This window comes from Bacillus sp. EE-W1, assembly GCF_009760835.1.
GTDB classification, from domain to species: Bacteria; Bacillota; Bacilli; order Bacillales; family Bacillaceae_G; genus Bacillus_A; species Bacillus_A wiedmannii.
Genome location: NZ_WIPE01000024.1, coordinates 1 through 24,657 on the forward strand (window position 1 = coordinate 1; position 24,657 = coordinate 24,657).

Sequence of the window (24,657 nt, forward strand, 5' to 3'; positions counted from 1 at the left end):
TTACCACCAGAACCGTTACCACCAGAACCGCTACCACCAGAACCGCTGCCGCCAGAACCATTGCCACCAGAACCGTTACCACCGGAACCGTTGTCGCCAGAACCATTGCCACCCGAGCCATTGCCACCAGAACCGTTGCCACCCGAGTCATTGCCGCCAGAACCACTATCGTCCTGAGAACCATTGTTTCCTGGTGGTTTATTATTATCTTTTGAGTTGCCTTCTGCTAAATGATCGTTATTTTGTACAATCGCATTTGTTACTGGAGAGAAGTTGTCTGTTGCTGCATTACCGATATTTAAACCACTAAAAAAAGATAAAGAAAGAGTTGATGCTAAAATGAAGATTTTTGTCATTGATTTCCTCCTGAAAATTAATATTCCATCTAAAATACATCCCTTTGTAATATTTCATAGGAAAAAGAGTTTTATGCAAAAAAAACTATATATAGAAAAAGGTGGTGTATTTCTGAAGAGAGAAAAGAGTTAGTGTAAATTCTTTATAATAGTAGAGTGGTGGGAATTTTACACTCATTACAGTAGAGGAAGTGACAGCAGATGAAAGAATATATTGCATTTGATATTGGTGGTACGCAAATTAAATATGGGATTGTTTCAGAAACAGGGACGGTATTAAAGCATAAAACAGTTTCAACAGAAATTCATTTGGGCGGGGAACAAATCATTCAAAAACTTATTCTTCTATCCAAAAAATTAATGAATGAGCATACGATTTCGGGAATTGGTATTAGTACTGCGGGAATTGTTAATATTCATAAAGGGGTTGTAACGGGAGGGGTGGAGCATATTCCGAACTACGCGACTATTCCTATTATTGATAGATTGCAAAGGGTATTACAAGTTCCTGTGTCCATTGAAAATGATGTGAATTGTGCAGCTTTGGGAGAGAAATGGAAAGGTATTGGAAACCGAAAAAGAAATTTTATTATGCTTACTCTTGGAACTGGTATTGGAGGAGCAATTTTTATAGATGGAGATTTATATAGAGGGCATTCGTTTAGTGCTGGCGAATGGGGAAATATGTTGATAGAAGGAAGGCCGTTTGAAGAGGTCGCTTCCATTTCAGGGTTAATTTGTCTTGTGCGAAAATATAAAGGTGAAAGTGATTGGAATGGAAAAATGATTTTCGAACTGTATGATAAAGGAGATAGAGAAGTTACGCAAGCAGTTGAGGTTTTCTTTAAACATTTAGCGATTGGAATTAGTAACCTTGCTTATATTTTTAATCCAGAAATGATTGTTATAGGTGGAGGAGTTACTGATAGGGGAAAGCAGTTCTTAAAAGAAGTAAAAGGAGAGGTAGAAAAATATTTAAATAAAGAGATTTATAATAATTGTGAGATTGAACTTGCACAAAACGGAAATTGCGCAGGAATGGTTGGTGCTATTTACCACTTCTTACATTAGCATAAATAAGTTATATGAATGTTTTCATATAACTGAGAATTTATCCTTTTTATCACTAGGTAAATAATGCTACAATATAAGGGGAGAATACAATATTTTCCGATTTGGAAAATGCTTTGTAGAAAGGAAGAAACTTCATGCCTATTATTTTAGAAAAAGGTCAAAAGATCGATTTAACGAAAGGACAACCAAAAGTAGCAAAACTACAGGTTGGCTTAGGCTGGGATCCAATTGGACAATCAGGTGGGTTTCTGTCTTCATTATTTGGAAGTAAACCAAATGTAGATTGTGATGCATCTGTTGTTATGTTAGAAGGGGATCGCTTTTTAAACAAAAACGATTTAGTTTACTTCGGAAACAAACTTTCTACTTGTGGTAGTATTATTCATTCAGGAGATAATTTAACAGGTGAAGGCGCTGGTGACGACGAAACAATTTTCGTAGAATTACATAAAGTTCCAAGCCGTATTAATCGTTTAGTATTCGTTGTAAATATTTATGACTGTGTAAATCGTCGTCAAGATTTCGGGATGATTCGTAATGCATATATTCGTATTCAAAACCCGCAAACTGGTGAAGAATTAGCACGCTATAATTTATCGGATAATTATGCTGGCAAAACGACTCTAATTGCAGGTGAAATGTATCGCCACGGAAGTGAATGGAAGTTTTCAGCTGTTGGAGAAGGCACACAAGATAAAAACTTAAGTGAGATTGTATCACGTTATTAATAAAATAAACCGAGGAGGAATTGAATATGGCATCAATTTCATTGAAAAAAGGACAAAAGGTAGACTTAACAAAAACAAATCCAGGTCTTTCAAAAGTTCTTGTAGGACTTGGTTGGGATACGAATCGTTATGACGGACAAAACGATTTCGATTTAGATGTTAGTATTTTCTTAGTAGGTGCTAACGGTAAAGTTTCAGGTGCAGAGGATTTCGTCTTCTATAATAATCCAAAAGGTGCGAATGGTGCTGTCGAGCATTTAGGAGATAACCGAACTGGTGAAGGTGAAGGCGATGACGAATCGATTAAAGTAGATTTAAAAAATGTACCTGCACATATCGAACGTATTTGTTTCTCAATCACAATTTACGATGGAGAAGGTCGTAGCCAAAACTTCGGACAAGTTTCTAACTCTTTCGTACGTATTTTAGATGAAGAAAAGAATGCAGAGTTAATTCGTTACGATTTAGGAGAAGATTTCTCTATTGAAACAGCTGTTGTAGTAGGGGAATTATACCGTCATGCAGGTGACTGGAAGTTCAATGCAATCGGAAGTGGGTTCCAGGGCGGATTAGCATCTCTATGTAATAATTTCGGTTTAGATGTAGAGTAATAGATTTTATATATCCATCGGTGAAACAGGTGTTTACTGATGGATATATTTTTAAAGATATAAAATATAGAGGTGAATATAAATGGTTATTCAATTGCAAAAAGGACAGAAGATTGATTTAGGTAAGACAAGCCCTGGCTTAACAAAAGCAGTAATTGGTCTTGGATGGGATATTAAATCTTATGACGGTGGATCAGATTTCGATTTAGATGCATCAGCATTCCTATTAGATGCGAACGGAAAATGTACGAAGGAAACCGATTTTATTTTCTATAATAATTTACAGTCTCCTTGTGGATCTGTTCTGCATACAGGGGATAACCGGACAGGTGAAGGTGAAGGCGATGATGAACAACTTGTTGTGGACTTAAAGAAAGTTCCGGCAGATGTGCACAAAATTGCTATTACAGTTACAATTTATGATGGAGAAGGCCGTAATCAAAACTTTGGACAAGTTGGAAACGCATTCGTTCGTTTAGCGAATGAAGAAACTAGTGAAGAAGTTCTTCGTTTTGATTTAGGGGAAGATTTCTCCATTGAAACAGCAGTTGTCTTTTGTGAATTATACCGTCATAATGGACAGTGGAAGTTTAATGCAGTAGGAAGCGGTTTCCAAGGTGGCTTAGGTGCGCTTGTAAGAGCGTATGGCTTGGATGCATAAGAAGGGAAACGATATTCGTTTCCTTTTTTTGACCTTTCTATAAATCTAGCAAAGAATAGGGGATAAAGGTAAGATGAGTATTTTGCAAGGGATCCTTGATACGTATGCTCAGTTTTTCGACTTGGACATGTGGATTAAAGTGTTGCAAGATCCAGTATCTTGGGGATTAATAGGTACACTTGTTGTACTTGAAGGTTTGTTATCTGCTGATAATGCACTTGTATTAGCAGTAATGGTAAAACACCTTCCGGAAGAAAAACGTAAAAAGGCATTATTCTATGGACTTATTGGAGCTTATGTATTCCGATTTATTGCGATTGGAATTGGAATGTTCTTAATTAAATTAGCTTGGGTAAAAGTGTTAGGTGCACTTTACTTAGCTTGGCTTTCAATTAAATACTTCATTGATAAAAGAAAAGGTAATGCAGAAGAAGAGGAAGCTCATGGTATGAACCAAAACAGTATTCTCTTCAGAATGTTTGGTGTCTTCTGGGGAACAGTTGCGATGGTTGAATTAATGGATATCGCGTTCTCTGTAGATAGCGTACTTGCTGCATTTGGTGTATCAAATGAAGTTTGGATTCTATTATTAGGTGGAATGCTCGGTATTTTAATGATGCGTGGTATCGCTGGTGTATTCTTAAAATTGTTAGAGCGTATTCCAGAACTTGAAACGACAGCATATATTTTAATCTTAATTATTGCAGCAAAAATGTTACTGTCTGTTATTCATATTGAAATAAGTCATATGCTATTCTTTATCATTTTAGTTGTAGCATTTGGAGCAACGTTTATACTTCACTACATGAAGAATTCTGGACAAGCTAAAGAAGAAGTTGCAGCTACTAAAAATAATCATAAATAATTGAAATGGGTTTGCTCGTTATGCGAGCGCCCATTTTTTATAACTAAAAATAGTTTATAATAGAAGAGAGACTTTATAAAAAAAGTAAATGTTTTTGGAGGTGAACTGTTGTGTTTTCACGTTTTACACTTCAACCATGTGCATTAAAAGACGAATCAGATTTAAAGCAATTTGAAGCGCTTTTAGAAAAACGCCCACAATATGAACTGACAGAGAATGAGATGAAGTTTAGTTATATAGCAACTCGTATTCTTGGTGTTCCTAATGATGTAGATGAATATTTCAATGAGCTATTTGATTATAGCGAAGTGAAAGGGATCGTGGTTTTGCATGAACAAAATTTAAATAAGGTGATTGATCCCGAAAAACTGCGCCATATTCAAGAGGTTTTTACATTACATCAAGAAGCACCGAATGGCCTTACAGTAAATAGGCTTGTCGCCCATCTGTCTGGAAAACAACTATTACCACAAGTAGACAATCCTGACTTACAGCATTATATACATACGACGTTTATTTCTGTATTGAAATTGTATGAAAAACAACATAACCAATCATTAAAAACAGAAGGGTTCCGTCGTTTCTTAATCGATATGATTAAGTTAAGTGACAATTACGTAGCGAAGTGGTTCTCTACGATTAATTATAAGAAACAAATGCCGCGCATTATTTGGTACGGTGATGCACAGGAAAGCCGTATATATTTCTTATACTTTCTTATTATGCTCGGTTGCGATGTACTTTATTATCACCCAGAAGGAAAAGATGGATTTGAGAATGTTGATGAGGAAGGAAGAAGTTTTGTTGTGTCTCATCCAGGTCGCATTTCTCTTGAGCCATTTCCAGATCGCCGCCGTGAGCGAGTTGCGACAGTAGCGTATCAGGCTTCAAAAGAAATTGAACAAGTACTTCACCACGATAACTCACTGCTGTACAAGCCATGGCAATTTCGTTCCTATACGCCTGTAGCTCGTACGCTCAAAACAACGTATGATGAACTCTTTTTAATTACGAAAGAAAAGGCATTTGTGCGTCCAACATTCTTTGTTGAAAATAAACACATTTATATCCCTTCTTTATTTGCGAAAATATCAGGTGTCTCAAAAAATGATAAAGAATATTTTCAGCGATTAAAGGCTATTACATCATTTGATAACAGTTTATTAATTAATACATTTCCGTTTACGAAAGAACAAAAAGCGAATTTCCAATATCATTACCGAGATGCGTTAGACCGCGGGGGGAAATTACACCCTGATTTAATTATGAACAGTCATTGGTGGCCACATAAACGTTTGCCAGAAGGATTGCAACATGGTATTGCAGAGGCGATCATCCATACGTGCGAAAGTGAAATGTGTAAACCCATTGCGAAAGAGACGAAACAAGATGTAGCACTGTATGTTTTCGCACAGCTTTCTCAAATACCGCCGAACATTTTAGAGCAACTTGAGAAATTTGATTACTCGCAAGAAGTACCGAAAATTGTTATATTTAATAATGAGAAGAGCGGAGAATTAAGCCGTTCAGATGCTGTTTTATTACTATTTTTAAATCAAATTGGAGTAGATGTATTCCATTTCAATCCAACGGGAAGAAACGATATCGAACCGTATATTGAAGCAGGAGCATTTGATTCCCATTGGCTTGAAGAAGTTAATTTCGATCTTGAGTTTCATGGTTCATCAGCCTATAAAAATTTATCACAAACAATAAAAGGACTATTTCGTCCATTTTTATAAGGAAAGGGAGAATACCATATGAATAACCCAGTCATACTAGATTCGAAAACAGAATTAAATGAGCAAACGGCACAAGATGTTCGTTTACAACTTAGACAAGATGCAGAAGTACAACGTATTTATAATGCAGTAGATATTAAAGATCAGTTAGAATTAATCGAGCTTGGAAAAGAACCATCTATGGAAATTTCACGTTTCGCTGATCAAATTTTACATACAATGTCTTTATCAAAAATAGAAGACTCTGGAGAATTATTAAAACAGCTTGGTAAAATTATGGACAGATTCGATAGCAAAGACTTTGCGGAAGAGAAAAGCGGTTTCTTCTCACGCATGTTCAAAAAAGCTGATAAAATGATTGAACAGATCTTTAGTAAGTACCAAACAATGGGTCGCGAAATGGATAAAGTATACGTAGAAATTACAAAGTATCAAGATGAAATGAAAAAATCAATCGGTACGTTAGATGGTTTATATGAGCAAAATTTGAAATATTATTTAGACTTAGAAAAGTATGTAGTAGCAGGGGAAATGTTATTAGAGCGTTTAAATACAGAGTTGGTTCCAATGTACGAAGAGCGTGTGCGTAACAATGACCAATTAGCAGGTATTGAATTAGAATCACTGAAAAACTCTGTTGAAATTTTAGAGCAGCGTATTGATGATTTAGAAAAAGCACGTATGGTTGCGCTACTTACAGCACCACAAATTCGTATGGTTCAACGTGGTAATAATAAATTAATTGGTAAAATCAATACAGCATTTATTACAACGATTCCTATCTTTAAAAATGGTATTATTCAAGCGGTAAATGCGAAACGTCAAAAGCTTGTTGCAGATTCTATGGCTGAACTTGATCGCCGCACAAATGAATTACTTAAGAAAAATGCACAAAATATCGCAACGCAAAGTGTGGAAGTAGCGAGATTATCAGGTTCTTCTAGTATTAAGATGGAAACACTTGAGGAAACTTGGAACATTATTTCAAGAGGTATGCAAGAAACACAACAAATTGAAGAGCAAAATAAACGTGAGCGCGAAGAAAGCCGCAAGCGTATGGCTACGTTAACAGAGAACATAAAAAAAGAATTACAAGGATAAAGTGAAACTTTAATCAGCGGGGACATCTCCCACAAATAGTGAAATAAATGAAAAGGCAATGAGGAATAATCCTCATTGCCTTTTAGTTTCTCTTTACTAATTTAATGATCTCATTCACAACAAGTGGAATGATACTTAAGAAGAGAACAAATCCCCAATCTCGCATCGTTAATGCATGTACACCGAATATATTTGCAAGAGGTGGGATGGAGATAATACACACTTGCATAAGAACACCGATAAGAAGGGAGAAGACTAAATATTTATTTGTAAAGATCCCAATTGAAAAAATGGATTTCGTTCTTGAACGCAAGTTAAATGAATGAACGAGCTGAGAAAAACTAAGAACGACAAATGCCATTGTTTGAGCGTGTAATAGAGCATCTTCATCAATTTTCTCTGGGAAAAGAGGAAATAAATTTGTATCTCCGGTATAGAATTTTGCCCCGATGATAAAGGCTGTTAGCGTTAAAAGTCCAATGACAACTCCATTGAAAATAAGAAAAGGAACGCTACCACTAAATAAGCTTTCTTTCGCATGTCGTGGTTTTTCCTTCATCACATCTGGATCTTCAGGGTCAACCCCAAGTGATAATGCAGGCAGTGTATCTGTAATCAAATTGACCCACAAAATGTGAATAGGTCGTAGTGGTGTTGCCCAACCGAGTAAAATAGCTAAAAATAAAGCGATAATTTCTCCAAAGTTACAAGAGAGTAGGAAGAGAATTGATTTTTTTATGTTACGATAAATATTTCTACCTTCCTCAACAGCTTTCACTATAGATGAGAAATTATCATCTGTTAACACTACATCCGCTGCCCCTTTTGCAACGTCTGTTCCTGTAATGCCCATCGCTACGCCAACATCAGCCTGCTTTAAAGATGGAGCATCATTGACACCATCACCAGTCATAGAAACGATATTTCCTTTTGCACGTAATGCTTTTACAATCTTTACTTTATGCTCTGGAGAGACCCTAGCGAATACATTTAAGTGATCAATTTTGCTTGCTAGCTCTGTATCTGAAATGTTATCTAATTCAGTTCCAATCATAATTTCAGATATGTCTTCAGCAATGCCAAGTTCTTTGGCAATTGCAAAGGCGGTATCTTTATGGTCACCAGTAATCATAACTGTGCGAATACCGGCCTTTTTACATTCTGTGATTGAATCTTTTACTTCAGTTCGCGGTGGATCAATCATACCGACAAGACCAATAAAGATGAGATTTTCTTCAAGATGATCTATAACCACATCGTTTGAATTGTATTGTTTAAATGCAAATGAAAGTACTCTTAAAGCCTCTTGAGACATTGCCCCGGCAGCTTCTAATATTTGATTTTTATTAGCATCTGTTAGAACCTCGATTTTACCGTTTTTAAATATGTGGGTACATCGAGGTAAGAGTTTATCAATAGCACCTTTTGTCATGCTATAGTAGCTTTCATCGTATGTATGAACGGTTGACATCATTTTACGATCTGAATCGAAAGGCAGCTCGTTAACGCGTTCATGTATCTTTTCTAAATGATCTTTTTGCATGTTAAAAGTGTTTCCGGCAACAAGAAGGGCGATTTCTGTAGGGTCCCCTGTTTGTGAATCGGAACCGTAAGACGCATCGTTGCATAGCACCATATTTTCTAACAATAGACGTTGTACATCATTATTTACATTTAAGTTTTCTAAGTGGTCGTATGTGTTATCACCATAAAAGTGAGTAACGGTCATTTTATTTTGCGTTAACGTACCTGTTTTATCTGAACAAATAATTGTGACAGAACCGAGAGCTTCGACAGCTGGTAGTTTACGAATGATAACATTTTGTTTAATCATTCGCTGCACACCAATTGCAAGAACGATGGAAACGATAGCCGGCAAGCCTTCTGGAATAGCTGCAACGGCTAAACTAATAGCAGTCATAAACATTTCTAAAGTATCTCGTCCTTGTAAAAAACCGATGATAAACATAATGACGCAAATAGATACAGCGACAAAGCCTAAATACTTTCCGACTTGTGCTAAGCTCTTTTGAAGTGGTGTCATATCATCGTCGGCTTCATGTAAAAGGGTAGCAATCTTACCAATTTGTGAGTTCATTCCCGTTTCAACAGCGACACCGACTCCGCGCCCATATGTTACTAGTGTCGACATAAAGGCCATATTTTTTTGATCGCCCAGTGGTACTTGCTCATCGCTTTGCATAGAAGGGTGGTAAATTGCATCTTTATCAACAGGGACGGATTCACCAGTTAGAGCAGATTCTTCAACTTTCAAATTTGCGGTTTCGATAAGCCGTAAATCACATGGGATATAACGTCCTGCATCCAGCATGACAATATCACCTGGAACGACTTGTTCAGATGGAATTTCTTTTAGTTCACCATCTCGCTTAACGATAGCTTTAGGTGTCGCCATCTTTTTCAATGCCTCTAAAGCTTGTTCTGCTTTCGATTCTTGGATGACACCGATAACAGCGTTTAAAACTACAACGAGCGCGATAATACTTGCATCAGCCCATTCACCTACAAAGGCAGAAATAAGGGCAGCAATAATAAGGACATATACGAGGACGTCATTAATTTGGGCGAAAATACGCTGCCATAACGTGCGTTTTTGTTTTGTAGCTAATTCATTAGAACCGTATTGCTTTAAACGTTCATTTACGATTTCATCTGTTAAACCGTGTTGTTCGTTTGTTTCTAAGTCGATTAATGTTTGATCTTTCGTCTTACTGTACCAATTGCTCATAAGTAAGCACCTCCAGTAAAAACAGTTAGCAATGGTAGTGTTGCTATTATTTGTGAGTAGTATGTATGGAGAAAAAATCTAAGGTGAGGTTCTACTTCCATTGTACAGTATTTTACAGTTGGTTGAGGGAAAGAGAAGAGTTGTCATGAATTTGTTGGAAATAAAAAAAAGCCTCATATAAACGAGGCTTTTTTTACTTTTTAATTAATGTACCTAATTCTTCTGTAATAGCTTGCATTTCACTGATGCTGAATGTTTCACGTTTCATAACATGCTCATAAATGTCACGTAAGTCTTCGTACATTTCTTCATTAAAGCTAGCAGCTCTCATCGCTCCAGCATTAACCATACGTAATTTTTCTTTAATAGCTTCGACCATATATTCAACGTTTTCTTCTGACTTTACGGATAAATCCACCGAAGTGTCCCCCTTTAAAATAACATAAGGATATCTTAACATTTTTTATCATTTTCGTTAATGAATCTTTTCAATCCTATTAAATTAGTAGGGATTTCCTTTATAATTAATAATTGGTTGTTTATACTATAAGTATATATAAAGAAATGCACCAAGAAGGGAAGAACAAAAATATGGTTCAAGTATTGTTTGTTTGTCTTGGGAACATTTGCCGTTCACCGATGGCAGAAGCAATTTTTCGAGATCTTGTCGTAAAAGAGGGACTCGAGGAGAAAATTGTCATTGATTCTGCAGGAACTGGAGATTGGCATGTTGGCCATCCGCCACATAAAGGAACACAAAAAATTTTAAAAGAAAATGCAGTCACTTTTGAAGGAATTAAAGCAAGGCAAGTAGAAAAAGAAGACTTAACAAAGTTTGATTATATTATTGCCATGGACAACAAGAATATAGCAGATTTAAAAAGTTTAGGTAAAACTGGAGGCTATATTGGTAGACTGTCCGATTTTGTTCCAGACGGTGGCTGGACAGACGTTCCCGACCCTTACTATACAGGGAATTTCCAAGAAGTATATGACCTTGTAACAGAAGGGTGTGCAAAGCTATTAGCTTTCATTCGAAATGAACAAGGAATATGAGGAAGCTTAGAAAGAAATACTTTCTAACATAAGAAATGAAAGGGTGAAGGAATATGGCAAAGAAAAATAATATTGCTCGAAACATTGCGATTGGTGTAGCTGCAGGTGTGGCTGTATCTATGTTGAAGAAGGAAAACCGTGAAAAAGTAAAAAATACTGCGGAAAAAGCAAAAACAAAGATGATTGAAATCGGTGAAAATGCGAAGATAAAAGAAAAAGTGCAAACTGTTACAGATAAAGGACGCGAACTCGCTGACTTCAATGTAGTAAAAGCGAAAGTAGCAGAAATTAAAAAATTGACGCCGTCTGTTGTAGAGACGTTAAAAGAAACGAAAGAAATTTTTAGTAAGAAAAAGGTTGAGCCAGCAGAGAAGCCAGAAACGATTGAAATTCAAGCTGTATCTTCAAAGGTAGATGAGCTGAAAGCAGAAGAAGAGCCAATAGTTGCTGAAGAGGGCGGTATGAAAGAAGCGCGTGAACTATTTATGAAAGACTCAAATGTAGAGGAAAAAAAAACTGAAGCGTACATTGAGTTGAAGCAAGATAAAGAAGAGAAGAAAAGCGTTTAAACATATATGAGAAAAATTTTAGAAAAGGTGAGAAGAAATCGTACTTATTCGTTTGGTAAAGATTTGTATGACCGGACGATGCGCGATGATGTAGCGGGCTTGGCAGCACAGCTCGCTTATTTCTTCTTGCTTGCGATTTTTCCTGGGCTTGTTTTCTTAATTACGCTTCTTGGATTCATTGACCTTCAAACAGAAAGTGTGCTCAACTTATTAGAACCGTACGTACCCGAAGATGCAATGTCTTTAATTGAAGTAAACGTTGATAAAGTTGTAAATGAGCAAAATGGTGGTTTATTATCATTTGGTTTATTATCAATGCTATGGTTTGCTTCAAACGGGGTAAATGCGGTTATGAATGCTTTTAATCGTGCGTATGATGTAACAGAAACACGTTCCTTTATTAAAACGAGAGCTTTATCCATTGTGTTTACATTAGCGATTATTTTTATGATTGTGTTTGCGCTAATTGTTCCAGTGTTTGGACAAGTCATTGGAGCAGCGGTATTTAAAGCAATTGGGTTATCGGATAGTTTTTCTTACGTGTGGAGTATTACGCGATTAGTAGCGAGTTTTTTCGTGCTATTTGCATTGTTTAGTTTTTTATATACATTTGCACCAGATCGAAAGTTAAAAAGAAGAGAAGTCATTTCAGGAGCAACATTTGCTACTGTAGGATGGATTGTGGTATCGTACTCATTTGCTTATTATGTAGATAAGTTTGCGAATTACGCCAATACATATGGTGGTCTCGGTGGTATTATTATTTTAATGTTATGGTTTTATTTGACTGGATGGGTCATTTTACTTGGCGGTGAAATTAATGGTTTACTCCATCATTATAGGACGGGTGACAATAATTCCCGTAATGAAAAGTGAGCTCTTGTTCCATAATAATAGGGAACAGGGGGGATATTTCATGAGTAATAATAAAAAGAATCACAACAATAAAAATAACAATAAACAAAAGAGTAGTTCGCATCCAAAGCATAAAACGAGTGGGAGTGCGAACGGGCATAATAGCTACCATTAAAAAAAACGGGTCCTCTATGAGGGACCCGTTTCTTATTTGTTTCCTTTTAATAATCGTAAGCCATTCAAAATGACAAGAATTGTACTTCCTTCATGCCCAATAACACCGAATGGAAGAGCTAAAAATTGCAAGAAGTTTGAACAAATCAGCATTGCAATTACAGCTAGTGAAAAGATTACGTTTTGCTTTACAATACGATTCATTCGTTTTGATAAGCGGATCGCTTGAGAAAGTCGAGATAATTCGTTTTTCATAAGTACAACGTCTGCAGTTTCTAAAGCTACGTCTGTTCCTTCTCCCATTGCTACACCAATGCTAGCAGTAGCGAGTGCAGGGGCATCATTTATACCATCTCCGACCATTGCTACTGTCCCGTATTTTTCCTTTAGCTTTTTAATCGTTTCAACTTTTGTTTCTGGTAAGCATGATGCGTAATATTCTTTTATATTACTTTCAGAGGCAATAGCTTTTGCCGTTTCTTCATTATCTCCAGTAATCATAATTGCCTCGACACCGATGCTTTGTAATTCGCGAATAGCAGCTATTGTTTCTTGGCGAAGTGTATCTTTTAAAGCGATAAGTCCAAGAATGCCTCTCTCATCACTAATATAAACGACAGTTTTACCTTCTTTTTCAAGTGAGGCAGAAATACCATTATGAAATGTCTTTGTTTCTTCACCGATAAAATCAGCTTTACCTATTTTATAAGCTTTGTTTTCAAATATTCCTTTCAGTCCAAAACCAGTTACATCTTCAACATTTTCTGGTTTTTTTAATGCAATGTCATACGCATGTTGTGCATATTTAACAATAGATTCAGCTAAAGGGTGTGTAGAGTGACTTTCAATTGATGCTGTAATAGAAAGTACTTCTTTTTCTGTCATACTTTCTCGAACATATACATCTGTTACGGTAGGTTTTCCTTGTGTTAATGTTCCTGTTTTATCAAAGGCGATCGCTTTTACTGAAGCGAGGCGTTCTAAATGTATGCCACCTTTAAAGAGAATTCCATTTCTTGCTCCGTTAGAAATTGCAGATAATGTTGCTGGTGTAATGGCAGCAACGAGTGCACAAGGAGATGCGACTACAAGTAAGATCATAGCGCGATAAAACGTTTCATTCCAGCTCCAGTCAAGTAAGAAATGAGGGACGAACATCATAAGCGCAACAACGAGTAGTACACCTTTTACGTATGTTCCTTCAAACTTTTCGATGAATAGTTGTGATGGTGATTTTTCACTTTGTGCACTTTGGACGAGACGGATAATCTTTTGGAATAATGTTTGATCGCTCGGCTTCGTAATTTTAACTTCGATAGCACCGCGTAAATTTACAGTACCGGCAAATACTTCATCGCCATATTTTTTTTCATTTGGAATAGGTTCTCCAGTAATTGCTGCTTCATCGATATTTGTTTCACCGTTATGAATCGTACCGTCAGCAGGAACGCGCTCACCTGGCTTAATTAAAATAATGTCGTTAATTTGTAATCGTCCAACAGGAACACGTTCCTCGGTTCCATTAGAAATACGTAATGCTTCTTCTGGTTGTAAATCAAGAAGCGCTGAAATTTCTTTTTGACTTTTACTTAATGTATAAGACTCCATCGCACCGCTCAGTGCAAAGATAAAGATTAAAATCGCGCCTTCTGCCCAGTAGCCAATGATTGCAGCACCGATAGCAGCGAAGAGCATGAGCATTTCGACATTTAGCTCTTTCTCTTCAATTGTATCTTCAATACCTTCTTTCGCCTTTGCATATCCACCAACTATATAAGCAAGGATATAGCAAGTAATGCCTACATTCACTGCATCGTTCTTTGTGAATAACCAACCAGCTAAAATGAAAATACCAGATGCGATTGCAAATATAAGTTCATGATGTTTCTTTAATGTATCCCATAAAGAGGGATGAGAAATAGACTTTTGTACTTGTAATGTTTTTACTTCTGAGTTCATTCTACTCGCTCCTTCCAAATTCTTATTGAGAAAAAGAATCAAAATCGAAACCCCTATAAAACGACGAAAGCTGCCATCCATAATGGATAGCAGCATTTCTGTTGAATCTGATTTTAATAGTTATTATGTTGTAATTATTCTATAGTATATCATATCTTTTTATAAGATGGCACAGTTTTGTTTCAAGTATAAACGGAAAACTTGTGTTTTCGCAATACCTTTGGTATATATGAATATTGTTCATATAAAGATCGGAAAGGAAGACAACAAGTGAAGACAGAGAAATTTTTTACCCATCCGATTGGCGTACTAATTGCTGCAATAGTAGCGACTTTTTTATGGGGGAGCGCATTCCCATTTATTAAATTAAGTTATGCTGAACTTGGAATTCAGCCACAAGAAGTTGGGGAGCAAATATTATTTGCTGGTTATCGTTTCTTTTTATCTGGAGTCATGCTCTTATTATTCTTTAAAGTATTAGGAAAAGATATGAGCTTCAAAAAAGGAACGGGGAAACAGTTAGTACAAATTGGTTTATTTCAAACATTTCTTCAATATATATGTTTTTATATTGGAATGAGTTATAGTTCTGGCATTGAAGGAGCTATCATTTCAGGAACATCATCATTCTTTCAAATTTTACTCGCTCACTTTTTATATAAAGATGACGCTCTCAATATGAGAAAAATAATTGGGGTCTCTATCGGCTTTTGTGGTGTCATTTTAGTAAATGTACCGAGTGATGGTAGTTTGTCATTCCATTTCGGAATCGGTAGCTTATTACTTCTTAGTGCAGCAATGTTGTATTCATATGGAAACATATTGGCGAAAGAAGGTAGCAAAACATTAGATGTTGGCTATATGACAGCATACCAAATGATTTTTGGTTCTATCGGGCTATTATGTATAGGGGCTTTGCAAGTTGGAGCCATGCCATTTACATTTAGTGTACATGCAATACTTATGCTTCTCTACTTATCTTTCTTATCCGCAGCAGGCTTTTGCATTTGGAATACAATTATGAAGTATAACAAGGTTGGAAAAGTATCAATGTACATGTTCTTTATACCCGTATTTGGTGTGTTATTATCGAGCATGATTTTAGGAGAAGCAATTCATTCATTTGTATTATTCGGTTTGGCATGTGTAGCCGCGGGAATTATCGTGGTGAATCGAACGACAGCTAAGCAGAAAAGGGCGAACGAAAAACAAGTAGCATAGATAACAGGAAAACGATTACAATGGAAGAACAGTACTGTTCTTCTTTTTTTATATAGAAAAAGGATAATAGACTAGGTGTAACGAAAAAAGATACAAAAAGCATTTATTGAGGAGAACATGTTATGAATCTATTTTACATGGTGTTAATTGGACAAATCATTCTTTTTTTAATTGGTGCAATGTACGCAATAGGACAGACAAAAAAAACAAGAAATAATATGCCGTTACCTTTAGCGGTGCGTCTTATTCTTAGTTTTTCTTTAACAGCAAGTGCAATTTGGATATGGTTACAAGATCCATCAGTAGAGTATAGTACGTGGGTTGCACTAGGTATGACGTTATCAACTGTAGGAGATTTATTTATGGCAGGTTTGATTCCAATTGGTCATCGATTAATTGGAGGTATGATTACTTTTGCCCTTGCGCATTGTTTTTATGTAAAAGCATTTTTGCAAACAGGCATCTCATGGAATGGTTTTTGGATTGGTTTACTCGTATACGGACTCTTTCTAATTATAGGATGGTTCTTTTTTATACGAAATGATAAACAAGATAAATTGTTTACGATAGGAGCTCTAATTTACGGATTGTGGGTTGGAGGAATGGCTTGCTTTGCATTCGCCCTATACTATGAGAATATAGGAATATGGTGGATACCGGCTTTTGGTGGTTTACTATTTGTGATTTCTGATTTTATTATAGGTGTGACAGATATTGGAGGACGCAAATTAAAGTATGAACCACTTTGGATTTGGTTTACATATGTAGCGGCTCAAATGTGTATTGTATATGTGGGAATATAAAAAGATACTCTCAAAATAGTGGATAGACTATTTTGAGAGTATCTTTTTTACTGCTCGCAAATAGTGAGATAAATATAGATTATGGTATATAAAAATAATAAATTTATGAGGATGTTATTTTTAAGTTTGTAATATTACAATTTTATAATTCAGAATTTTGTGGAAATTTTACAGTTGAATTCCTTATAATAAAAGTAAAAAGATGATGAGATGGTGGAATGATGCAAAAGAAAAAACGTTTGCGTGAATTCTTTGGAACAATTGCAATTGCATGTTTGTTAGTGTTTTTAGCGAAAATTTTTGTGTTTTTTCCTACGACTGTAAAAGGAGCGTCCATGAAGCCGACGTTACAAGATGGGGATAAGCTGATTGTTAATAAGTTAGCAAAGCAGTTTGAAAGTTATGGGAGAGAAGATATTATTGTTGTGAAGACGGATAATTTTTATGTGAAAAGGGTTATTGGTTTGCCTGGCGATGTAATCGAGGTGAGAAATGATCAATTATATGTGAATCATGAAGTGACACAGGAAGCGTATTTGTATAGTAATAAAAAACAAGCTGAAAAAAAACTTATGAATTTAACAGAGGACTTTGGACCGATTACAATTCCTAAAAATAAGATTTTTGTTATGGGAGATAATCGCTTAATAAGCAGAGATAGTAGAAATGGTTTAGGACTTATTGATAGAGAAGATGTATTAGGAGAATTAGCGGCAATTTATTATCCATTTGAACATATGAAAATAATGAATTAAAGTAAAAAACCAAGCAAACTGAAATTTGCTTGGTTTTTTATGTTAAATCGTAGGAGACTCATTAAATTCATAGACGTCTTCATTGTTTTTGTTTGTACTTAAAACGAATTTGTGTTGCAATAGTTGCAGTTTAAAGAATGCTAACGGATCGTGATAAGTTTCTGGGTTGCTTCTTAATGTTGCTAATGTTTGCTCGTCTTCCTGTATTTCAAGTTGAGCTGCTTCTACATTTTGTTTCAATATGCTAAGTGGATCTTTAAAGAACATCATGATATCTCGTTCTAATGCGCCTTCAAATACTTCAAATTGAAGGAAGAATTGTTTTGAGATTGTTTGAGCAATTTCCGTATAGTCTTCCGTTTCAATGTATTGTTTATATTTGTTTGCGAGCATAGACTGATTTTTTTGCATGTTACCAAATAGTTTTCCCGCACTTTTTAAGAAAAATTGTGTCGGTGTAAAGCGTAATAAAATATTGATGTTCGTTACTGTAATTCTATTTGTCATGCGTACAACATCTCGATGCCAGTCATCTAGTAATTTGAAATCACAAGGAAGTTTCATGCGTTCTTCTTTATATAATTTATTAAACGTTTCACTCATTTCATCTAAATAAGATTGAGCTTGAATAAATTCATTATGAGCTGTTTCAATCCATTCCTGAATAGAACCAGTAAATTTAGGAAGAAGCACTTGTTGTACATGTTTTTGAACTCGTTCGTTCATCGCAGTATTTAATTCTTCATGAACTAATTTGAAGTCGCTATCTTCTTGAACGAGGTCAGAACAACTCTGTAATAATTCAGGAATTTGAGAATGGATATCTCGTGTGATTTCTTCTTTCGTTAAAAGATAAGATTCTGTAATAGAACGAATTTTATCTTTTTCAAGAGCAGTAAGGTTGTTAATAAATCCATTTAATTTAACTGAGATATGTTTATTCCAGCGTACGGATTTCACTAATGTATTTTCTAACTCCACACGTTCATTTACAAGGTATGCGATTGTCTTTTGAGTAAACCATATTAGTTTTTCTATACGTTCTTGTTCCATGTTACGTTCTGCTAGATTAGAAAGAATAGACTCTGTCACGTCTCCAAGTTGCTGGCTACTCTCTTGTGAAGGAGAGTATGGGAAGAACTGTGCATTTGGGAAATGGACTTTAATTTTACTCATTAGTTTTTCGTTATTGGTCGTATTATTTGTGTGTAATACGAAATGAATTTGTAAATTTGGCACTTGTTCACGTAAATAAAGTAATGTATCAAGTTCTTCACCATGTAATGGTGAAGAAGAATTTAATACGTAAATAAGGCTATCTGCTGCTTGTAAGTATTCAAAATATGAGCTGTTTTTATCCACTTGCCCTTGAACAGGTGGCGTAACAAGAAATGCAAATTTATTTTTTCTTAAAAATCTACTTGGTAACTTAATTTCTATACATTTTTTCTCAAGTTCTGATTCGGAAGGTGTAGCCATTCTTTGATGGAATTCATCAAAGCTAGGTATATTGTGTACATCTAACGCAGTGAATTCTGTTATTTCAGTTTGGCTATCATCTTTAAATAGAATAGGAGTTGTTACAGTCTCAGTTAAGATGTTCTCTCCTAGTATAGAATTGATGAATGATGATTTATCCTGGTCACTAGTTCCCGCTATTAGTAATTGTGTAACATTTAAATCACACAGTTCGTGAACGAGTAACGTAAATTGATGACTTAAATCCACATCGTTTTTTTCAGCCCATACAGCAATTGTTTCGAATAAATGAGAAACTGTTTCCATATTTACATTTGTTTCAGCTGTTGAATTAGAAAGTAGGGCTCCCGCACTTTTTACGAGTAATGACTCTAAAGTTGTAGGTGAAACTTCATTCCATGCTAACACTGCAGCAGAGACAAATAGGGCATCTTTTGCTTTCGTTAAACTAAACCAATTGGTTAATAAATCTGGTACAAGTCCCTGCATTTCATGCATGAAATGCTCACCAGTAATTAACTCAAAGTACGTATCTTGATAGCGTTCAACAATTTCATGCCAATCGTCATTGTTGTCTGTTTCAATATGTAAGAATAAATGATTTATTGTTTGAATCCAAGGTAGATGCAAGTTTTCATTTTGATAGCTGTTCCAAAGCGCAATAACAAGTTCTTTAAATTGGACTTGATCAATTGCATATAATGCTTTTAAAGATTCATAGAAATATTCTGGTTTGATTTGTTTCGTGAATCCATGATTCACATAATTGATTAAAGTATCGAACCAGTGTAACGATTTTGTTCGAATTCCTTCTTGAACGGCAAGTTCGATAGCATTATTCCAATCTTCTTGTTTTTCATAGAATGAGCGAGCAATTGCAGTAATATTAGGATAGTCAGGTTGAAATGCAACGGCCTCACTAATCGTCTTAAATGCTAGACCTAAACGATCTTGTTCGATGTACAGAGAAAGAAGTTGTAAGGAAACTTCCATTGTAAGAGTTGTATCTTCCGTTTGAATAGATTGATAAATCTCTTCTGCTTTTGGCAAGAATCCTAGTTCAAAATAAGAATCTGCAATATTTTTGGTTGCCCAAAGTGCAAGTTCGTTATTTACTTTCTCCCATTTAAATATCGCTGCTTCAAAGTCTTTATTTTGGTAATAAAATTCACCTTGAGCAAAGCGGATATTAGAAATGTTGGAGAATTCATTTGTAGATTCATTTATATATGCTTCACCGAGTACTTCTGATACTGGAGTAGAAGTTTCTTCTGTTAAAAATGTTTTATAGTAAACCTTTTGGATAAATTGATTTTCAATGGTCATGTTCGTTCCCCCTGTATAATTTAGAAAAATGATGTTGTATGTAAAGGGTGTATGTTCTTTTAATAGGTAGAAGTTGCATTATATCGACCAAACTATGTTTTTGCTAGATATATCATTTTTCCTGAGAGTTAAACCGTTGCGAAAAGTAACTTTCCTTTATTGTAACAAAAAAACAAGCATATGAATTTTTATTTTTTAATCCCACTATTTACAGATAATAAGACTAGCACTTTAAAAAGCGGTGAATACAAGGGAAGTAGGAGGGAGTCGGGCGCACAATTGGTGTGTGCTAAAAATTAGTTAGGATGAACAAATCACCACTGATTAATGGTTCACTTTCTTCCTGCTAAAGGAATGGATAGAAGTAGAGTTCATTATAAAAACAATGTATAGTGAATATGTATACCATGTTTGTCTGAAAGATAGAAAGGGCACAATGTGGAATAACGATCGTGCATAGGATGTGTTTTCCGAATGGAACAACATATTGGCGAGTTAATCGCGCATTATGGGTATTTTGGAATTATTATAGCGTTGGCCGGTGGAATTGTTGGATTACCGATACCAGACGAGTTTTTATTGACCTTCGTTGGTTATAATGTTTCTAAAGGAGTTATGTCAGGAACTGCTGCTTTTTTAAGCGGGATGGCTGGTGCGATGTTAGGTATTACATTAAGCTACATATTAGGTTTAAAACTTGGACTCCCTGTTTTAAAAAAATATGGACCGAAGATTAGAATTAAAGAACATCACATTGAAAAAACGCATATTTTATTTGAAAAATATGGACCATTTCTGTTAATGATTGGTTACTTTATCCCGGGAGTACGTCATTTAACAGCATATTTTGCTGGGATGTCGAATTTAACACTTTGGCGTTTTTGTTTGTACGCTTACGGTGGTGCGCTTATTTGGATAAGTGTTTTTATTGGACTTGGCTGGAAGTTAGGAGAGAAGTGGCGTTTCGTTGAGTATAGCCTACATCATTACGGAGTATGGATTTTATTCATTTCAGTAGTTGTTACATGTATTGTATGGTTTTATATAAAGAAAAAGAAAAACCGCTATTAGCGGTTTTTTTAGCTGAAAGCAATAAATAATACACCAGCTGTAATAAAGACTACACCAACGCCAGTCATAAAGTTTAACTTTTCACCGAGTATAATCATCGCGAGGATGATAGAAAATACGACGCTTAATTTATCGACAGGAGCCACTTGTGAAACTTTCCCTGTTTTAAGGGCAAGAAAATAAAATAGCCATGACGAAGCACCTGCAACCCCACTTAATGTGATAAAGAGCAGTGCTTTTTTATTTAGCAGTACGTCGCTGATATTTTGAAATTTACCTTGGATAATAATAACGCCCACCATAAATAATGCCATAATAATAGAACGAACCGTTGTTGCAACATTGGCATCGATTCCATCTAAACCAATCTTTCCGAAAATAGATACAAGGGCAGCAGCGATTGCTGATAATAGTGCGAATAAGAGCCATGAACTCATAGTAAAATTCCTCCAATCTTACATTATTATACATGAAAACCATTCTCACGTATAAAGCGAAACTTTAATCAGTGGGATTTTACCGCTCCGCAAATAACGAAATAATCCCCACCTTATATTTCTAATAAGGTGGGGATTATTATACTACTCTGCAATTTCTTCATACAAAAAGTACGTTACATTATAAATATGTTCTACTTCATCGTCTGTCATAAACAATAATTCATCACGCTCAATCCCTTTTTTCTTTTCAATAAACTCAATCATGTTTTTGCGTTCTTCTCTTTTCATCAATTTGATTTCTCCTCTCAATCTGTTTTAATACAGTTTATTTAAGTTACTGCTATTATATAACAGAATCTTTAGAAAGTTCCACCTATTTTATTGTTTTTTTCAGAAGAACTTTTCGACAAAACAAGCCCACCTAAAGGGGGCTTGTTTTATTTTATAGTCGTAAAAACTCGGGCTCCGTCGTACCAGCACCATCGATGTAATAAATTGTGTCGGGATTGATTTTTATTAATACGTAATTAGGGTCTTCAGGACCAAGTAACCAGCGTTTTAAGCTATTATTCCAAAACTTGTTTTTTAATGTGGAGTCTTCCTCGATGGAGGCTAAGCCTTCAACTTCAATATAATCTTCATCTAATTTTTTTCCTTCACGTCCAAGTAGTACATGTACATTTGGATTGTTTTCGATATCTGTTATCTTTTTTGATTTCCGATCTGTTGCAACATATAACACAAAATCTTCGTGGAAAAACATCATAAAGGTACTATGAGGCTTATTTTCACGTACAGTAGATAATACACCAGTTCGTTGACCGCAAATAATAGTTTCAATTTTTTCTTTTAAATGCATGCTTTTTAACCCCTGTTCATAATTTATTGTTTTCTCCGTTTAAACAAGATAATTTAAATATCTTTTATACTGTTTTCTTCAATCCGATTTTTTAAACGTAATTGTGATGAAATCGGACAAGTTAGGAGAAGAATAATAATAATATCGAGGAGAAATACATACGATGGAAGGATGAAAAGCATGTTTAATAAAATATTTCTTATAGTAGCGCTGATCGGGGTACCACTTTCTGTACTTGGAAAAATGCTTCATTGGCCTCAAACAATTATGTTCGCTGTGTATTGCATTACTATTATCGCCTTAGCGGGTTTTATGGGGAGAGCGACAGAAAGTTTGGCAATTGTCTCTGGACCTAGAATAGGCGGATTATTAAATGCTACTTTTGGTAATGCTGTTGAACTAATTATTTCGATTTTTGCACTTCAGGCGGGATTAATTGAGGTTGTATTAGCCTCTTTAACGGGTTCTGTACTTGGGAATTTATTATTAGTAGGAGGGCTATCCTTCTTTATAGGAGGGCTTAAATACAAAAGACAAAGTTTTAATGTATATGATGCAAGGCATAATTCAGCTTTATTAATCTTTGCGGTAGTAGTAGCTTTTGTTATTCCAGAGATTTTTTCAATGAAGATGGATGCTGGAAAGACGTATCAATTAAGTATCGGTGTTTCTATCATTATGATTATTATGTACCTTGCTGCACTGCTATTTAAGCTCGTTACGCATCGTGGTGTATATCAACATAAAACGGATGAAGTAGCTCATGAGGAAGAACCAGAGTGGTCGAAAGGTAAAGCGCTACTCATTTTAGCAATAGCGACAATTGCGGTAGCTTATGTGTCAGAGGCGCTTGTGCATACATTTGAGACAGTTGCAAAGTCATTTGGTTGGTCAGAGTTATTTATAGGGGTTATTATCGTTGCAATTGTTGGGAATGCAGCGGAACATGCATCTGCAATTATTATGGCGTATAAAAATAAAGTAAATATTGCAGTTGAAATTGCAGTCGGTTCTACGTTGCAAATTGCCATGTTTGTTGCTCCTGTATTAGTACTGCTTTCTATGTTCTTTGCACAAAGGATGCCTTTAGTATTTACAATACCAGAACTTGTTTCTATGATTACAGCTGTTTTCTTAACGATTGCGATTTCAAATGATGGAGATACAAATTGGTTTGAAGGCGGTACTTTATTAGCGGCGTATGTCATTATGGGAATTGGTTTTTATTTATTATGAAAAATAGGCATAACAATTGTATTGAGAGAAAACAATAAACAAAGTAGTATATATACCTTTACATAGGAAGGAGCCAGACAGGTGAAACGAGTATACAGCATATGTCTTTCAACTATGGTCTCGTTTATTCTATTATTTCCTAACATGAGTTTTGCAAAGACAACGGTAGAAACAAAAATGCCTTCATCTGTTTTAAATATTTCTAAAGACAATACGTTTCCAAATGATGCGCAAGATTTGCCGCGCTTACAACCGAGTAAGTTTGCTCAAGAACTATTGAAAACAGCAAATATTAAAATTGAAAATCCGGACTTAATTCGAATGTTTAATGAAACGACAATTTCGAATGCGCCGCTTGCGGTAGGGTACCGAGCGAAGATTTATTTAGGTCAATGGGCTTTAAATTATGAATCGGTTGATACGTCGATTAATTGGGAATATAAACAAGTAAATCGCAATGTGTACGATAATCGCGGAGGAGATCGCTTATATCCGCTACGCTATAAGCAAGAAACGCAAAAGACGGTTGAAGGTGATTTAACAGCAGATATGAAAAATACTGCGGATGTGAAAAAAATGATGCTTCTCAAAGCACTTGAAAAAGTACAATTGCCACTTTCATTTAAAACGACCATTGGTTATGGTACTGGACATGAGCGTGTGTATAATATTAGTCCGAGTCAACTTGGATATTTATACGCTTATACACCAGCAGTAAATGAAAAAGGAAAAGTAACATTTGGAGAAGTGTACCTTGTGTTAAAAGGAAATCAAAAGAGGCTTGTAGTAAAAAATATTACCTCACAAGGAATCGGAGCTGCTATTCCAATTCACGATCATTTGTATTTTAAATTCATTTCTTCTTCTCACTCGCAATAATATGAAAAAACGTCAGCTTATAAGCTGACGTTTTTATTTATCCCGCTATTTGTGGGCAATTGGTTCAACTAATAATCAGTGGGGAATG

23 protein-coding genes and 1 pseudogene are annotated in these 24,657 nt (G+C 35.4%); 16 read left to right on the forward strand and 8 right to left on the reverse strand.

Translation table 11 applies throughout. The features are described from left to right. Positions 1-356: pseudogene (locus tag GFJ36_RS01890) on the reverse strand (cell wall anchor protein); the annotation flags it as partial. A 201-nt stretch (positions 357-557) separates the two neighbouring features. On the opposite strand from GFJ36_RS01890, the gene GFJ36_RS01895 reads away from it, so the two are divergent. The 7 genes from GFJ36_RS01895 (at position 558) to GFJ36_RS01925 (ending at position 7,138) form a co-directional block, all read left to right on the forward strand. Next, positions 558-1,427 (forward strand): ROK family protein, encoded by an 870-nt coding sequence (locus GFJ36_RS01895; protein WP_097889300.1) that lies wholly within the window; start codon positions 558-560, stop codon positions 1,425-1,427. Between the two features lie 137 nt (positions 1,428-1,564). Then, positions 1,565-2,158 carry a TerD family protein gene (locus tag GFJ36_RS01900; protein ID WP_001121585.1) on the forward strand — a complete coding sequence of 198 codons (594 nt, stop codon included), beginning with the start codon at positions 1,565-1,567 and terminating at the stop codon, positions 2,156-2,158. Positions 2,159-2,184: 26 nt separating this feature from the next. Further along, a complete protein-coding gene (locus tag GFJ36_RS01905; protein ID WP_000146727.1) occupies positions 2,185-2,769 on the forward strand; it encodes a TerD family protein in 585 nt (194 codons plus the stop codon). 82 nt (positions 2,770-2,851) lie between these two features. Continuing rightward, positions 2,852-3,430, forward strand: a complete 579-nt coding sequence (locus GFJ36_RS01910; protein WP_000236650.1) for a TerD family protein — start codon at positions 2,852-2,854, stop codon at positions 3,428-3,430. A gap of 73 nt (positions 3,431-3,503) precedes the next feature. Further along, positions 3,504-4,295 carry a TerC family protein gene (locus tag GFJ36_RS01915; RefSeq protein WP_000025692.1) on the forward strand — a complete coding sequence of 264 codons (792 nt, stop codon included), beginning with the start codon at positions 3,504-3,506 and terminating at the stop codon, positions 4,293-4,295. A 110-nt stretch (positions 4,296-4,405) separates the two neighbouring features. Next, complete coding sequence (locus tag GFJ36_RS01920; protein ID WP_000492830.1) at positions 4,406-6,037, forward strand: YceG family protein; 1,632 nt, start codon at positions 4,406-4,408, stop codon at positions 6,035-6,037. An 18-nt stretch (positions 6,038-6,055) separates the two neighbouring features. After that, positions 6,056-7,138 (forward strand): toxic anion resistance protein, encoded by a 1,083-nt coding sequence (locus GFJ36_RS01925; protein WP_001064402.1) that lies wholly within the window; start codon positions 6,056-6,058, stop codon positions 7,136-7,138. A gap of 82 nt (positions 7,139-7,220) precedes the next feature. On the opposite strand, the gene GFJ36_RS01930 is transcribed toward GFJ36_RS01925, so the two are convergent. Together GFJ36_RS01930 and GFJ36_RS01935 are read right to left on the reverse strand one after the other, a co-directional pair. Further along, positions 7,221-9,887, reverse strand: a complete 2,667-nt coding sequence (locus tag GFJ36_RS01930) for a cation-translocating P-type ATPase (protein WP_157349440.1) — start codon at positions 9,885-9,887, stop codon at positions 7,221-7,223. Between the two features lie 193 nt (positions 9,888-10,080). Further along, on the reverse strand, positions 10,081-10,305 hold the full coding sequence (locus tag GFJ36_RS01935) for a DUF1128 domain-containing protein (protein ID WP_000366197.1): 225 nt from the start codon (positions 10,303-10,305) through the stop codon (positions 10,081-10,083). 173 nt (positions 10,306-10,478) lie between these two features. Between GFJ36_RS01935 and GFJ36_RS01940 the strand changes: the two genes are divergently transcribed. From GFJ36_RS01940 to GFJ36_RS01950, 3 genes are read left to right on the forward strand one after another with little or no spacing between them, the layout of a single operon-like run. Next, a complete protein-coding gene (locus tag GFJ36_RS01940; RefSeq protein WP_000250910.1) occupies positions 10,479-10,943 on the forward strand; it encodes a low molecular weight protein-tyrosine-phosphatase in 465 nt (154 codons plus the stop codon). A 53-nt stretch (positions 10,944-10,996) separates the two neighbouring features. Continuing rightward, on the forward strand, positions 10,997-11,512 hold the full coding sequence (locus tag GFJ36_RS01945) for a DUF4075 domain-containing protein (protein WP_001085384.1): 516 nt from the start codon (positions 10,997-10,999) through the stop codon (positions 11,510-11,512). A 6-nt stretch (positions 11,513-11,518) separates the two neighbouring features. After that, positions 11,519-12,388: a YihY/virulence factor BrkB family protein gene (locus tag GFJ36_RS01950; RefSeq protein ID WP_001226530.1), complete on the forward strand. Its 870-nt coding sequence runs from the start codon at positions 11,519-11,521 to the stop codon at positions 12,386-12,388. Positions 12,389-12,574: 186 nt separating this feature from the next. Here the strand turns inward: GFJ36_RS01950 and GFJ36_RS01955 are convergent, their stop codons facing one another. Next, positions 12,575-14,500: a heavy metal translocating P-type ATPase gene (locus tag GFJ36_RS01955; protein ID WP_088061631.1), complete on the reverse strand. Its 1,926-nt coding sequence runs from the start codon at positions 14,498-14,500 to the stop codon at positions 12,575-12,577. Positions 14,501-14,770: 270 nt separating this feature from the next. Here GFJ36_RS01955 and GFJ36_RS01960 point away from each other — a divergent pair, with 270 nt between their 5' ends. From GFJ36_RS01960 to lepB, 3 genes are all read left to right on the forward strand, one after another. After that, positions 14,771-15,721: a DMT family transporter gene (locus GFJ36_RS01960; RefSeq protein ID WP_088061633.1), complete on the forward strand. Its 951-nt coding sequence runs from the start codon at positions 14,771-14,773 to the stop codon at positions 15,719-15,721. Between the two features lie 122 nt (positions 15,722-15,843). Then, positions 15,844-16,524 carry a lysoplasmalogenase gene (locus GFJ36_RS01965; protein WP_088061635.1) on the forward strand — a complete coding sequence of 227 codons (681 nt, stop codon included), beginning with the start codon at positions 15,844-15,846 and terminating at the stop codon, positions 16,522-16,524. A 218-nt stretch (positions 16,525-16,742) separates the two neighbouring features. Then, positions 16,743-17,279: a signal peptidase I gene (lepB, locus tag GFJ36_RS01970; protein WP_087982334.1), complete on the forward strand. Its 537-nt coding sequence runs from the start codon at positions 16,743-16,745 to the stop codon at positions 17,277-17,279. A 42-nt stretch (positions 17,280-17,321) separates the two neighbouring features. On the opposite strand, the gene GFJ36_RS01975 is transcribed toward lepB, so the two are convergent. After that, positions 17,322-20,084, reverse strand: a complete 2,763-nt coding sequence (locus GFJ36_RS01975) for a tetratricopeptide repeat protein (RefSeq protein ID WP_097889302.1) — start codon at positions 20,082-20,084, stop codon at positions 17,322-17,324. Positions 20,085-20,558: 474 nt separating this feature from the next. Here GFJ36_RS01975 and GFJ36_RS01980 point away from each other — a divergent pair, with 474 nt between their 5' ends. Continuing rightward, positions 20,559-21,155, forward strand: coding sequence for a DedA family protein (locus GFJ36_RS01980; RefSeq protein ID WP_046953695.1), 597 nt, complete (start codon positions 20,559-20,561; stop codon positions 21,153-21,155). A gap of 8 nt (positions 21,156-21,163) precedes the next feature. On the opposite strand, the gene GFJ36_RS01985 is transcribed toward GFJ36_RS01980, so the two are convergent. From GFJ36_RS01985 to GFJ36_RS01995, 3 genes are all read right to left on the reverse strand, one after another. Then, positions 21,164-21,592, reverse strand: a complete 429-nt coding sequence (locus tag GFJ36_RS01985; protein ID WP_088061639.1) for an EamA family transporter — start codon at positions 21,590-21,592, stop codon at positions 21,164-21,166. 144 nt (positions 21,593-21,736) lie between these two features. After that, positions 21,737-21,883, reverse strand: a complete 147-nt coding sequence (locus tag GFJ36_RS01990) for a BH0509 family protein (protein ID WP_000817786.1) — start codon at positions 21,881-21,883, stop codon at positions 21,737-21,739. Between the two features lie 154 nt (positions 21,884-22,037). Next, the gene (locus GFJ36_RS01995; protein WP_000550224.1) at positions 22,038-22,454 is read right to left on the reverse strand and encodes a pyridoxamine 5'-phosphate oxidase family protein; all 417 of its coding nucleotides are present in this window, start codon (positions 22,452-22,454) and stop codon (positions 22,038-22,040) included. Between the two features lie 180 nt (positions 22,455-22,634). Here GFJ36_RS01995 and cax point away from each other — a divergent pair, with 180 nt between their 5' ends. Together cax and GFJ36_RS02005 are read left to right on the forward strand one after the other, a co-directional pair. Next, positions 22,635-23,690, forward strand: a complete 1,056-nt coding sequence (cax, locus tag GFJ36_RS02000) for a calcium/proton exchanger (protein ID WP_000482128.1) — start codon at positions 22,635-22,637, stop codon at positions 23,688-23,690. An 81-nt stretch (positions 23,691-23,771) separates the two neighbouring features. Further along, entirely contained in the window at positions 23,772-24,569 is a 798-nt protein-coding gene (locus GFJ36_RS02005; RefSeq protein ID WP_033662157.1) for a YfkD famly protein, read from the forward strand. Positions 24,570-24,657 lie beyond the last annotated feature (88 nt).